Source organism: Nonomuraea sp. NPDC052116, from assembly GCF_040680035.1.
Lineage (GTDB): Bacteria > Actinomycetota > Actinomycetes > Streptosporangiales > Streptosporangiaceae > Nonomuraea > Nonomuraea angiospora_A.
Window position 1 is genome coordinate 1 of record NZ_JBFAWA010000006.1, and the last position, 12,623, is coordinate 12,623.

At 70.7% G+C, this 12,623-nt stretch carries 12 protein-coding genes; 9 read left to right on the forward strand and 3 right to left on the reverse strand.

Annotated elements, in window-relative coordinates; genetic code table 11:
- Nucleotides 1-91: 91 nt before the first annotated feature.
- Nucleotides 92-904, reverse strand: a complete 813-nt coding sequence (locus AB0L65_RS12535; protein ID WP_364243830.1) for a FoF1 ATP synthase subunit a — start codon at nucleotides 902-904, stop codon at nucleotides 92-94.
- A gap of 97 nt (nucleotides 905-1,001) precedes the next feature.
- Here AB0L65_RS12535 and AB0L65_RS12540 point away from each other — a divergent pair, with 97 nt between their 5' ends.
- From AB0L65_RS12540 to AB0L65_RS12560, 5 genes are all read left to right on the forward strand, one after another.
- A complete protein-coding gene (locus AB0L65_RS12540) occupies nucleotides 1,002-1,670 on the forward strand; it encodes an HAD family phosphatase (RefSeq protein ID WP_364244803.1) in 669 nt (222 codons plus the stop codon).
- Between the two features lie 101 nt (nucleotides 1,671-1,771).
- A complete protein-coding gene (locus AB0L65_RS12545) occupies nucleotides 1,772-2,281 on the forward strand; it encodes a hypothetical protein (protein ID WP_364243833.1) in 510 nt (169 codons plus the stop codon).
- A 99-nt stretch (nucleotides 2,282-2,380) separates the two neighbouring features.
- The gene (locus AB0L65_RS12550; protein WP_364243835.1) at nucleotides 2,381-2,827 is read left to right on the forward strand and encodes a DUF2690 domain-containing protein; all 447 of its coding nucleotides are present in this window, start codon (nucleotides 2,381-2,383) and stop codon (nucleotides 2,825-2,827) included.
- 87 nt (nucleotides 2,828-2,914) lie between these two features.
- The gene (locus tag AB0L65_RS12555; protein WP_364243838.1) at nucleotides 2,915-3,541 is read left to right on the forward strand and encodes an HAD hydrolase-like protein; all 627 of its coding nucleotides are present in this window, start codon (nucleotides 2,915-2,917) and stop codon (nucleotides 3,539-3,541) included.
- 132 nt (nucleotides 3,542-3,673) lie between these two features.
- Nucleotides 3,674-4,378 (forward strand): haloacid dehalogenase-like hydrolase, encoded by a 705-nt coding sequence (locus AB0L65_RS12560; RefSeq protein ID WP_364243841.1) that lies wholly within the window; start codon nucleotides 3,674-3,676, stop codon nucleotides 4,376-4,378.
- Between the two features lie 2 nt (nucleotides 4,379-4,380).
- Here AB0L65_RS12560 and AB0L65_RS12565 read toward each other — a convergent pair whose 3' ends face one another.
- Nucleotides 4,381-5,970: a penicillin-binding transpeptidase domain-containing protein gene (locus AB0L65_RS12565; RefSeq protein WP_364243843.1), complete on the reverse strand. Its 1,590-nt coding sequence runs from the start codon at nucleotides 5,968-5,970 to the stop codon at nucleotides 4,381-4,383.
- 87 nt (nucleotides 5,971-6,057) lie between these two features.
- Here AB0L65_RS12565 and AB0L65_RS12570 point away from each other — a divergent pair, with 87 nt between their 5' ends.
- The 3 genes from AB0L65_RS12570 to AB0L65_RS12580 are packed head-to-tail and all read left to right on the forward strand — an operon-like array spanning nucleotide 6,058 to nucleotide 9,869.
- Nucleotides 6,058-6,990, forward strand: coding sequence for a LysR family transcriptional regulator (locus tag AB0L65_RS12570; RefSeq protein ID WP_355190818.1), 933 nt, complete (start codon nucleotides 6,058-6,060; stop codon nucleotides 6,988-6,990).
- Entirely contained in the window at nucleotides 6,987-7,844 is an 858-nt protein-coding gene (locus AB0L65_RS12575; protein ID WP_364243846.1) for a serine hydrolase, read from the forward strand. The genes AB0L65_RS12570 and AB0L65_RS12575 overlap by 4 nt, the downstream gene beginning before the upstream one ends.
- A gap of 57 nt (nucleotides 7,845-7,901) precedes the next feature.
- Complete coding sequence (locus tag AB0L65_RS12580) at nucleotides 7,902-9,869, forward strand: acetoacetate--CoA ligase (protein ID WP_364243849.1); 1,968 nt, start codon at nucleotides 7,902-7,904, stop codon at nucleotides 9,867-9,869.
- On the opposite strand, the gene AB0L65_RS12585 is transcribed toward AB0L65_RS12580, so the two are convergent.
- Nucleotides 9,850-11,514 (reverse strand): zinc-binding dehydrogenase, encoded by a 1,665-nt coding sequence (locus AB0L65_RS12585; protein ID WP_364243852.1) that lies wholly within the window; start codon nucleotides 11,512-11,514, stop codon nucleotides 9,850-9,852. The genes AB0L65_RS12580 and AB0L65_RS12585 overlap by 20 nt on opposite strands.
- Nucleotides 11,515-11,602: 88 nt before the next feature.
- Between AB0L65_RS12585 and AB0L65_RS12590 the strand changes: the two genes are divergently transcribed.
- Nucleotides 11,603-12,532, forward strand: coding sequence for an AraC family transcriptional regulator (locus tag AB0L65_RS12590; protein ID WP_364243854.1), 930 nt, complete (start codon nucleotides 11,603-11,605; stop codon nucleotides 12,530-12,532).
- Nucleotides 12,533-12,623 lie beyond the last annotated feature (91 nt).

Below are 12,623 nucleotides of genomic sequence, written 5' to 3' on the forward strand. Positions count from 1 at the left end.
AGCCACGACTACCTCCCAGCTTCAGAGGCAGCCAGCCTGACGGGTTCACCAGCCGAGATCAATTACCCGGTCAACGTTCCGGGACGGCCCACTAGTGCGCGCCGCGCAGGCCGCTGGCGATGAACATCCCGGCCAGCATGGCGAACAGGAACGCCTGTAGGAACTGGATGAACATCTCGAACGCGGTCATCACGATCGTCATCAGCACGCCGAGGACGCCGAGCCCCGCGCCCAGCGGGGTGAGCCGCTCGAACAGGAACCAGAAGCCCACCGAGCTGAAGAAGGCCACGAGGATGTGGCCGGCGAACATGTTCGCGAACAGCCGCACGAAGTGGGTGAACAGCGACGTGATGAACACCTCGGCCAGGATCAGCGGGGCATAGAGGCCGTACGCCCAGCCGGGCAGGCCCGGGAGGTGCACGATGCCCCTCAGGTAGCCGCGCACGCCGTGGTGCCGGACGCCGAGGTAGACCTTGATGCCGTACACCATGAGCGCCAGCACCAGGGGGAAGGCGATGTGCGCGGCGACGGGGAACTGGATGAGCGGGACGATGCCCATCAGGTTCCAGATGAGCACGGTCAGGAAGATCGTGAGGAGGAAGCCCATCCATCGGTCGGAGTCGGCGCCGAGGCTGGGGCGGGCGATCTGGTCGCGTACGAACAGGTACGCGTACTCGCCGATGCTCTGCCAGCCGCGTGGGATGATCTTCGGCTTGGCGAACGCGGCCCAGCACAGGGCGATGGCGATGACCGAGCTGAGCAGGGCGATGAGGACCGGTTTGGTGAACCATTCCGGGCCGCCGGGAAAGATCGGCGCGAACTCGAAGAGTTCCAGTCCCGGGGCGGTCCATCGGTCGGGGGAGGCGTTCAGGCCATTGGAGGTGATCAGGATCGTCGTCCGCACGGCGGTCCTTTCTGGGTAGCGACTATCGCTGGAAGCACACCTTAACCGGATATATCGGGCGACCTTTTTATAGGGTTTTAACGGTTTATAAGTGGCGATGACGTTCTATTCTGGAACGGTGCTTACGGGTGTACTCATCGACTGGGGCGGGGTGCTGACGACCAGCCTTTCCGACTCCATCGCGCGCTGGATCGCGGCGGACAGGATCGACGGCGACCACTACCGCCAGGTGATGCGGAAGATGGTCGACCACGCTTACGGCGACGGTGTCGGCGAAAGCGTCGTCCACGCGCTGGAAAGGGGCGAGATCGACGGCTCCGCCTTCGAGCGCGACCTCGCCGCCCGGCTGCTGACCGTCGACGGGGTGCCGCCCGTGGCCGAGGGGCTGCTGGAGCGGATGTTCGCGGGATTCGAACGCGTTGACGCAATGTACGACATGCTCCGCGACGTACGGGAAAATGGTGTCAAAACGTGTTTGGTATCTAACTCTTGGTCAAATGAGTATCCCCGCGCCGACTGGGACGAGCTCTTCGACGCGGTCGTGATCTCCGGCGAGGTCGGCATGCGCAAGCCCGAGCCGCGCATCTACCACCACGCGGTCGAGCTGATCGGCCTGGCCTGCGAGGAGTGCGTGTTCATCGACGACATCGAGGCCAACATCCTGGCCGCCCGCGCGCTCGGCATCGCCGGCATCCATCACAAAGATGCCAACTCGACCATCGAGGAACTCGAGTCTCTCCTCCGTCTCACGCTGCGACGGGCATGATAGAGCCCTTGTACGCCGAGACAGGGCCGCCGCCGAGTGCGGACCTCCATCTCGGCACGCCGAGCTGAGCTCGGCCAGAAAGAAAGCACGAAAGGTTCGTCATGCGCGTCTATCTGCCGTGCACTCTCCCGGCACTGGCCCAGGCGGTCGAGTCGGGAGAGCTGGGTCCGGCCCCGCTGACCGGCTACGCGGTGACCCCCGCGCTGACCGAGTGGTATGCCTCGGGCGACACCGAGGAGCTCGAATACGTGGCACTCACCGAGGCGGCCCGCGCGTCGCTGCGGATGCTGGCCGCCGACCGCGCCGACGGCGCCGAGACCGCGTTCCGGCGCGTGGTGGTCGCCGCCGAGGTGCCGGAGCGCTCGGTCGCCGCCGGAGTCGATCTGGAGGAACGGGCGAGAGTGCGCCTCGCCGACCCGATCCCGCTGGCCAAGGTGGCCGCGGTGCACATCGACGACCACGAGGCGATCACCGACATCGAGGCCGCCGTCGCCGCGCTGCCGGCCGCGGACGAGGGTGACGACGACGCGAGATTCACCGTGGACGGGGCCGAGGCGCACGAGCTCATGTGGTACGCGACACAGGAGGTTCCCGACCTTCTGGGCACATAACGGAGGCGTTACATCGATCACACTTCCTTGACCGTTTCGAGCCGAACCTCGCTAGGGTCCCGATCTAGCAAGTGTTGTTTACGCAAGGAGTCGGTCCAAGTGAAGCTTCGAGTCGTGGCCACCGCCGTGGGCGCCCTGGCAGCGGTCCTGCTGGCGGGCGGGCCCGCGAACGCTCAGGCCAAGCCGTACGACCACCAGGACCCGGCCAAGTCGGGTTGCTGGAACTCGGCCAAGGTGGTGCGGACGGCCCCCATCAAGGGCCGCGTCGACGGCGAGGTCGGGACGATCAAGCTCTGGTGGTCCTTCAAGTGCAAGACCAACTGGGTCGAGGTCCGGGTGCCGACCTCGGGGAGCGGCATCATCACCGTGACCGCGAAGGACGGCCGGTACGACCAGTTCCGCTATAAGAAGGGCAACAAGGGCCGGCACTGGGGCAACATGATCTGGGCCAACAACATGTGCGCCTGGGGCAGTGCCTCGGTCCAGTGGAACGGCGGCCGCGGCGGCCAGAACGGCGCCGGCACCACCGGCAAGGCCTGCAAGTAGTTCCTCGGGGGCCGTGGCCGGATGGTCGCGGCCCCTGTTCTGGGCGTTCATCGAAACGTCACACGTGCCGTCTAAGCTTGTCGCAACATGACAAAGCACATCATCTGGGATTGGAACGGCACGCTCTTCCACGACATCGACGCCGTGGTGGGGGCCACCAACGAGGTCTTCAGGCCGTACGAGCTTCCTGAGATGACCGCCGACGGATTCCGCGCGGTCTACACCCGGCCCATCTGGGTCGCCTACGAGCGCATGCTCGGCCGCCCCCTGACCGAGGGGGAGTGGGAGCTGCTCGACGACGGCTTCCACGAGCACTACTTCCGGCTGAGCGACGCCTGCGCGCTGGCCGCCGACGCGGAGCTGGTCCTCGCGAACTGGACGGGCACCCAGTCGCTCTGCTCGATGGCGCCGCACGCGCACCTCGTGCCCAAGGTCGACTCGTTCGGCATCACCCGGCACTTCACCCGCATCGACGGGCTGCTGGGCACCACGGGCGGCGAGAAGGCCGCGCACATGACGGCGCACATCACGGCCCTCGGGATCGATCCCGCCGAGGTCCTCGTGATCGGCGACAGCGTGGACGACGGGCTCGCCGCGCGGCACGTGGGGGCCAGGGCGGTGCTGTACACGGGCGGCATGACGACCCGCGCCGAGCTGGCGAGCATCGGCTTTCCCGTGGTCGACACGCTGTCGGACGCGCTGAATTTCGCGTAAAACCTTCATGCCCGAATCGCCAAGGCGTCGGCCCCGCGTATCGCGCCGGCCGTACCGTATGTGAACACAAACGGCGGCGCCCGCCGTACCCTATGCAGGGTCACCCCCCAGGAGGCTGCCATCAATCGCCTTGTGCTGTGGAACATCGACCTCACGCTGGTCGACGTCGCCATCGTGACCAGAGACGCCTACGCGGAGGCGTTCCGCGTCGTCACCGGGCGACCGCTGGTCAAACTCGTGCCCCCGCTGGGGCGCCCGGACTCCGAGATCGTCTTCGAGACGCTCGCCGTCAACGGCATCCTGGCCGAGGACGACCATCTGCCCAAGTTCCTGGCGGCGCTGGCCGTGGCCTTCGCCGACCGGCGCGGGCGGCTGGCCAAGGAGGGGCGGGCGCTGCCGGGGGCCAAGGACGCGCTGAAGTCGGTGTCCAGGCTCGACGGCGTGATCCAGACGGTGCTGACCGGGACCATCAGGAGCAACGCCGTGCACAAGCTCAAGGCGTTCGGGCTGGACAAGCACATCGACTTCACGCTGGGCGGGTACGGCGAGGAGGTCTACCCCAAGGCGACGCTGCTGCAGGTGGCGCAGTCCCGGGCCAAGGAGCGCCTGGGCACGCCGTTCACCGCGGCGAACACCGTGGTGATCGGAGACTCCACGCGGGACGTCCAGGCCGCCAAGATCGGCGGTGCGGCGATGATCGGGGTCGCCTCGGGCCGGTCCATGGCGGCCGAGCTGCGCGAGGCGGGGGCCGACGTGGTGCTGCCCGACCTCTCCAACGCCTCCGAAGTCGTCGCCGCCGTGGCGGGCCTCACCTCCCCGGTCGGCCGCACCGCCTAGCATCACGTGCCGCCGCCGCCGAGAGCGTTGAGGAAGCGGGCGGCGGCCGGGGCGGCCACGCCGGCGCCGGTGCCCGCGCCCTCGGCGATGACCGCGAAGGCCAGGTCGCCGCGGTAGCCGATGAACCACGAGTGGGTCGGCGGCTCCTTGCCCGACCCGAACTCCGCCGTGCCCGTCTTGCCGGCCGTGCCCTTGGGGAACTGGACGGCGTGGGCGGTGCCGTCCGTCACCACGGCCGGCATCAGCTTGCGCAGGGCCGCCACCACGCCGTCCTCCAGCGGCCGGGGGTTGGTGGGCTGGGCGTCCGGGATCAGCTCCTCCTTGACGAGGGTCGGGGAGATCCAGGCGCCGGAGGCGATGGCGGCCGCGACCGAGGCCATGTTGAGCGGGCTGGCCAGGACGCGGCCCTGGCCGATGCCGGCGGAGGCGAGGTCCGTGTCGTCCTTCGGGTCCGGGAACTCGGCGCGGACCGCGGGCACGCCGGGGGTGATCGGGGTGCCGAAGCCGAAGCTGCGGGCGACCTGCGCCAGCCGGCCGCCGTTCAGCCGGCCCACGCTCATCTCCCCGAACGTCGTGTTGCACGAATGCGCGAACGCGTCCTGGAACGACAGCGTGCCGAAGTCCTCGAAGTCGGCGTTGTGGAACGGGAAGCCGCCGATGTTCTTCTCGGCGGGGCAGGTGACCTGGCGGGACGGCTCGACCCCGTCCGCGACCAGCGCGGAGGCCGTCACCACCTTGAACGTCGAGCCGGGCGGATACTTGCCGAGCAGGGCCCGGTTGAAGCCCCCCGGCTTGTTCACCACCGCGAGGATCTCGCCGGTCGAGGCGCGCAGCGCCACCAGGGACGCCGGTTCCGACACGTCCTCCAGGGCCTTGGCCCCGGCGCTGTGGACCTTCAGGTCGATGGTGGTCTGGAGCGGGCGGTATCCACTGGCGCGGACGACCGTCTGGATGGGTTTGTCCCCCTCGTACAGATCGATCCGGGAGCGGGCGGGCTTCTTGAAGCGGTCGGGGAACGTCTGCCTGATGCCCTCCACGAGCTGCTGCACCGAGCCGGGCGCGGACGGCGTGTTGATCGCGGTGCCGTCGGCGGCCAGGACCCGCAGCGGGTCGCCCTGCTGGGAGATCACCCGTAGCGAGCGCCCCTTCTTGAGCAGCGGGTGGATGGCGGCCGGCGTCCAGGCGACCTTCCACCTGCGGTCGCGCTCCACGAGCTTGAGCTCGCCGTCGTAGGTCCAGTCCTGCTGTCCGAGCAGCCTGGCCTGGAAGCCGACCTCGTCCCCCGAGGAGGAGGCGAAGACGCCCGTCGGCCTGGGGCGGTTGAAGGACGCCTCGGTGAGCTTGAGGTCGGTGCGGAAGCGCCGGTGCCAGGCCTCGAAGTCGGCGGGCGGATCGGCCACCAGAGCGCGCATCCCCGCATAGTCCTGGGCGGACCAGGCCGAAAGATACTTGTCGGCCGTCTCCTCCGGCGAGCCCTCCGTGCGCAGCGCCCAGATGACGCCTCCCGCCGCCACGACCGGGATCAGGAGCCCCGGAACGATCCACGGCCAGCGGCGGCGCCGTGCGTATATTGTCCCCGTTTGCGGTGCCATGGAGCAGAGGACACCAGAGGGACGGCAAGGGTGTCCAATACTGATATGAGCGCCTTACGTATATAAATCTGGATATAGTGGCTGGTCGTGGACCTCGTCCGGCACCTTCGCTACTTCACCGTCGTCGCGGAGGAACTCCACTTCGGCAACGCCGCCATCCGGCTCGGCATGGCGCAGCCGCCCCTCAGCCAGCGCATCAAGCGCCTGGAGGAGGAGCTCGGCGTGCGGCTGTTCGACCGCTCGGCCCGCCAGGTGCGGCTCACCGAGGCGGGCCGGCTGCTCCTGGGCGAGGCCCGCGAGATCGTGGCCCGGGTGGACCGGCTGCACGAGCTGGCCAGGCAGGGCGAGGGCACGGTGCTCAAGGTCGGCCTCCCGCCCGACCTGGCCGCCGCCGCCATCGCCGCCCTGGTCGCGGGCTTCCGCGAGACCAATCCCGCGGTACGCCTCGCGCCCGCCGAGATCTGGACCGCCGACCAGGTGACGGCGCTGGCCGAGGGGACGATCGACGTCGGCCTCGTCCGCCATCCGGTCGCCGCGCCCGGCCTGCGGTTCGGCCAGGTGCTGGCGCAGCCGCAAGGGGTGCTGCTGGCCGAGGGCGACCCGCTCACCGGCGTCGGCGAGGTGCACCTGGCCGACCTGGCGGGGCGCGAGCTGCTGATGCCGCCCCAGGAGGGCGAGCCGGGGCTGTACGCGGAGATGCTCTCGGAGTGCCGCCGCCACGGCTACGTCCCCGTACAGGTGCACGAGGGCGCCGGGCTCGGGCTGGTGCTGGCGGGCGCGGCGGTGGCGTTCGGGCCGAAGGTGGAGCTCCCAGGGCTGGTCTGGCGGCCGCTGCTAGGCTCGCCGATCACGTGCCGGGTCTCCACCGCCTGGCGCCAGGCGGTGGCCGCCCCGATCGACGAACTGGTCGACGACTTCTCGGCCGTCGCCGTACGCACGCTGAAGGAGAGCGCCGGGATGACGGACGAGGGCGCGGTGTCCGTGCGGCGGATCAGCCGCAGGCCGGGGATGCTCGCATGAGCACGCCGGACTTCGAGGCGCTGTTCCGTGCGGCGGGGGTGCGGGGCTGGCTGTGCGCGGCCGACATCGACTCGGGGCGCGAGGTGGGGCACGGGCCGGACGAGCCGGTGCCCACGGCGTCGATGTTCAAGGTGCCGCTGCTGGTGGCGCTCTGCGGGCAGGCCGACGCCGGGCTCCTGGACCTCTCCGAACGCGTGACCGTCACGGCAAGGGACAGGGTCTCGGGGCCGACCGGGCTCTCGGCGATGCTCGACGACGTGACGATCTCGCTGCGCGACCTGGCGTACCTGATGATCGCGGTGAGCGACAACACCTCGGCCGACGTGCTGCTGGGCCGGGTCGGGTTCGAGGCGATCAACACCATGCTGGCCGGGTTCGGGCTCGACGGGACGCGGGTGACGCAGAGCGCCCGGGAGCTCCTCGGCAGCATGGCGATCGACGCCGGGCACGCGTGGCCGTTCGTGGATCCGGAGGACATCGCGCGGCTGAGCGTGCTCGACCCCGCGCGGGCGAACCGGTCCACCCCGCGCGAGCTGGCCGCGCTGTTCGGGATGATCTGGCGGGACGAGGCGGCCTCGCAGGAGTCGTGCGCCTGGATGCGCGGCGTGTTCAACATGCAGGTGTGGCCGCACCGGCTGGCCTCCGGCTTCCCGTACGACGACGTCGCGGTCAGCGGCAAGACCGGCACGCTGCCCACGCTGCGCAGCGAGTCCGGGGTCGTCGAGTATCCGGACGGCCGGCGCTACGCCGTGGCCGTGTGCACGCGTTCGTTCAGCACCGCGCTCAACCAGCCGCGTGCCGACGCGGTGATCGGCACGGCGGCGCGTATGGCGGTGGACCACCTACGGAGATAGCAAGTTATGTGGGGGTCCGGGTATGACTTTCCCCCCGACGGGCGACAGGATGGGCACATGGTTGCTGAGGGCGAGCTTCTCTGGGAGCCGAGCGAAGAGGTCATCGCGAAGGCCGGGCTGACCCGCTACCTGGAGTGGCTGGGACGGCCGGGACCCTATGAGGACGTCTGGCGGTGGTCCGTCGAGCACCCGGGCGAGTTCTGGACGTCGATCTGGGACTACTTCGACGTGGTCGGCGACCGGGGCGACGGGCCGGTGCTCTCCGGGACGATGCCGGACGTCACGTGGTTCGAGGGGAGCACGCTCAACTACGCCGAGAACGCGCTGCGCCGCGCCGAGGGCACCGCCGTGGTGTTCGTGTCCGAGGACGGCGCCCGCCAGGAGCTGACCTGGGACGAACTGCGCGATGAGGTCGCCCGCGTCCGGGCGGGGCTGGCCCGCCTCGGCGTGCGGCGCGGCGACCGGGTGGCCGCCTACCTGCCGAGCATCCCGCAGGCCCTGATCGCCTTCCTGGCGACCGCCTCCCTGGGCGCGATCTGGTCGGCCGGCTCGCCCGACTTCGGGGTGCCGAGCATCGTCGACAGGTTCAAGCAGATCGAGCCCAAGGTGCTCATCGCGGTCGACGGCTACCACTACAACGGCAAGACCTACGACCGCTCCGACGCCGTCAACGAGATCGCCGCCCAGCTGCCCACGCTGCGCGCGACCGTGTGGATCCCCTACCTGGCGGCGCTCGACGAGGGCCAGGCGCCCCAGCAGGCCGGGCCCGCCGAGGCGCACACCCGGGAGGTGCCGCACGGCGAGGTGATCGGCTGGGAGGGGCTGCGGGCCGAGGAGGGGCCGCTGGAGTTCGAGCGGGTGCCGTTCGGCCACCCGCTGTGGATCCTCTACTCCAGCGGCACGACCGGGCTGCCCAAGCCGATCGTGCACGGGCACGGCGGCGTGGTGCTGGAGCACCTCAAGTCCCTCACCTTCCAGCAGGACATCGGCGAAGGCGATGTGTTCTTCTGGTACACCACCACGGGCTGGATGATGTGGAACTACCTCATCGGCGCCCTGCTGGTGGGGGCCACGCCGGTGCTGTACGACGGCGCGGCCACCTATCCGTCGCCGGCCGCGCTGTGGCGGATCGCCGACTCCGAGAAGGTGACCTACTTCGGGGTCGGGGCGCCGTACATCATGGCCTCGCTGAAGGCCGGGATCCACCCCCAGGGGCTGGAGCGGCTGCGCGGCGTCGGCTCGACCGGGTCGCCGCTGCCGCCGGAGGGGTTCTCGTGGGTGGCCTCGGAGCTGCCCGGGGTCCCGCTGGGGTCGTTCTCCGGAGGCACGGACGTGTGCACGGGGTTCGTCGGGGCGACCATGCTCCACCCGATCAGGGCGGGCATCATCCCGTGCCGGTCGCTGGGGGCGAAGGTCGAGTCGTACGACCCCGCGGGCAAGCCGGTCGTCGGCGAGGTGGGCGAACTCGTGCTGACCGCGCCGATGCCGTCGATGCCGGTGATGTTCTGGAACGACCCCGACGGCCGGCGCTACTTCGAGAGCTACTTCGACGTCTACCCCGGGGTGTGGCGGCACGGCGACTGGATCAAGATCAACGAGGACGGGAGCTGCGTGATCTACGGCCGCTCCGACTCGACCCTCAACCGGGGCGGCGTCCGGATGGGCACCAGCGAGTTCTACCGGGTCGTCGAGCGGTTCGACGAGATCGCCGACAGCCTCGTGATCGACACCGGGCAGCTCGGGCAGGAGGGGCGGCTGCTGCTGTACGTGACGCTCGCCGAGGGCGCGACGCTGACCGAGTCGCTCCAGCGGACCCTCTGCGACGCCCTGCGCAAGGAGCTGTCGCCCCGCCACGTGCCCAACGAGATCCACGCCGTCCCCGGCATCCCCCGTACGCTCTCCGGCAAGAAGCTGGAGGTGCCCGTACGCAAGATCCTGCTGGGCACGCCCGTCGAGCAGGCGGCCAATCCCGACGCCATGGCCAACCCCGAGGTGCTGCGCCACTTCAGTCCGGCAGCAGAATGATCTTGCCGCGCGTCCGGCCCTGCCCGGCCGCGCGGTGGACCTCCTCCAGCTCGGTCAGGGGGCGATACCCGGCCGCCTCGACCGTGAGCTCGCCCCGGTCGACGAGCTCGGCCAGCTCGGCCAGCTGAGCCGGGTCGTTGCGGGCCACGAAGTGGGTGCCGCCCTCGATCGGGGTGGCGATCGTGATCGTCCTGCGCCCGAGCCCGGCCAGGGCGGCGGCGTCCTCCTGGGGGAGCGCGGCCAGGTTCAGCACCACGTCCATGCCGCCGGGGAGCGGCGTGGTCGTGTAGTCGATCACCTCGTCGGCGCCGTACCGCTCGACCGCCGCCGCGCTGCGCGGGCTCGCCGTGGCGGACACGGTCGCGCCGGCGAGCTTGGCGAGCTGGACGGCGAACATGCCGACCCCGCCGCCCGCCCCGTTGATCAGCACCCGCTCGCCACGGGCGAGGCGGGCGTGCTCGTGGATCGCCTGCCAGGCCGTGAGCCCGGCCACCGGGACGGCGGCCGCGTGGGCGAGCGGGATGCTCCGCGGCGCTCTGGCCAGGACGCTCGCGGGCACGGCCGCGTATCCGGCGGCGGCGCCGTCCACCAGGCCGAACACGCGGTCGCCCGGGGCCAGGCCCGTCACGCCTTCGCCGAGCGCGACGACCGTGCCCGAGACGTCCGCGCCGAGCGTGTACGGCAGGCTCACCGGGAGCACCTCGCGCAGCAGACCCGCGCGCAGGCCGACCTCCGACGGGTTGAAGGAGGTGGCGGCCACTTCGAGGAGGACCTGTCCCGGGCCCGGGCGCGGCGTGGGGATCCGGTCGAAGCGGATCTCGTCCCCGTATTCGTGGATGCGGGCGGCACGCATGGTCTCGGGCGGTTCGCCGGGAACGCGGAACTCCTCGGCGTGGTCGGCCACCCAGGCGCCGAACGTGCGGGGTGCGGCCTTCGTGACCTCCTCGACCGCCGGCGTGACGGGGGCCGGGTGGCGGACGAGGTCCGCCTGGGCCTGGAGCACGCCGTCCACCGCCGGCGGGGGCCAGCCCGTGGCCAGGAGCTCCGTACGGGTCCGGTCGGGTGGGACCTCCTCCCAGCGCGCCGGAAATTTCGTGATCTGGGAGATGATGCGGACCTGGTCGGCCTGGGTGATCGACTCCGGGCCGGTCAGGTCGTAGACGGTGCCGTGGTGTCCCTCCTCCAGCAGTGCCCGTGCCGCCACCGCGGCGAGGTCCCGCTCGTCCAGCACAGGCATGGCGGCGCGGCCGTACGAGCCGCGCACCACCCCCGCCCGCACCCGCGCCGCCCACCGCAGCGCGTTGGCCGCGAAGGCGTGCGGGCGCAGCACCGTCCACTCCAGGCCCGACTTCTCGATCAGCCGCTCGACCTCGCGTTCGTGGTCGCGTACCGCGGCGGAGGAGAGGTAGACCACCCGCCGCGCCCGGCGCGCGATCGCGTCGATCACCGCCCGCGCCCCATCCGCCGTGGCGAACGGCCACACCAGGAACACCGACTCCACCCCGTCGAGCGGCAGCGACCCGGGGTCCGCCAGGTTGCCCTGGGCCCGGCCGAAGGGCCTGACCTCGGCCCCCGCCTCCGCCAACCGCGCCGCCACCAGCCTGCCGACCGTGCCGGTCGCGCCCGTCACCAACACTGTTCTCATGCAGGCCACCGTATGGGCCGTCCGCGAGACAACCAATGCGTCATCGGGCCGGATTTCATACGCGATCGTCCTCCCTTAAGCTTCCTCTGTGGACGTGCTCAGTGATGTGATCGCCCTCATGCGCACCGGCAGCCCCCGATCGGCCCGCGTCGAATGGCGTGCCCCCTGGGGTCAGCGGTTCCCGACGGTTCCCGGCTCCGCCGGGTTCCAGGTCGTCCTGCGGGGGTCGGGCTGGTTGATCCGGCCGGACGGCGATCCGATCGCGCTGTCGGTGGGCGACGTGGTCTTCTTCCCCCACGGCCACGGCTACGCCATGGCGGACTCGCCGTCCACCCCGCTCGCCGAGCCCGACTGCGACCCGCTGGACGACGGCCCCGGCCTGTTCGCCTCCGCGTCGATTGACGGGCCTCCGGCGACGGTGCTGCTGTGCGGCGGCTACCGCCTCGATCCGGGCCGGGCCCACCCGATCCTGCGTGATCTGCCCGACCTGATCCACCTCCCGGCCGGCGTCGGCCTCCACACCGAGCTGCGCGCCGCCGTCGAGGCCCTGGGCGCGGAGATCCAGCGCCCGCGGCTGGGCGCCGACACGGTGGTGTCGTCCCTCCTGGACCTGCTGCTGCTCTACATCCTGCGGGCCTGGTTCGAGGGGGAGCACGGCCAGTGCTCGGTCGGCGGGTGGGCGCAGGCGCTGGCGGATCCCGGCATCAGCGCCGCGCTGGACGCCGTCCACCGGGATCCCGCCCACCCGTGGACGGTCCAGGAGCTGGGCGCGCGGGCGGGGCTGTCGAGGTCGGCCTTCTCGCGCCGTTTCGGCGAGCTGATCGGCCGGCCGCCGCTGGCGTACCTCACCTGGTGGCGCCTGGCCACGGCGGCCCACCTCATGCGCGCGTCGGACGCCCCGCTGGGCCAGATCGCCGCCAGGGTCGGCTACACCTCGGAGTTCGCCTTCGCCAACGCCTTCAAACGGGAGTACGGCGTGGCGCCCGGCAGATATCGCCGCGAGATCTGTCCGGCCTGACTTCTTGCCCCTGCATAAATAGGTTAAAACGTAACAATTTCCGAACGACTTAGGGTGCTTGGGAATCTTGTAATAGCCAGGCATTGACGCT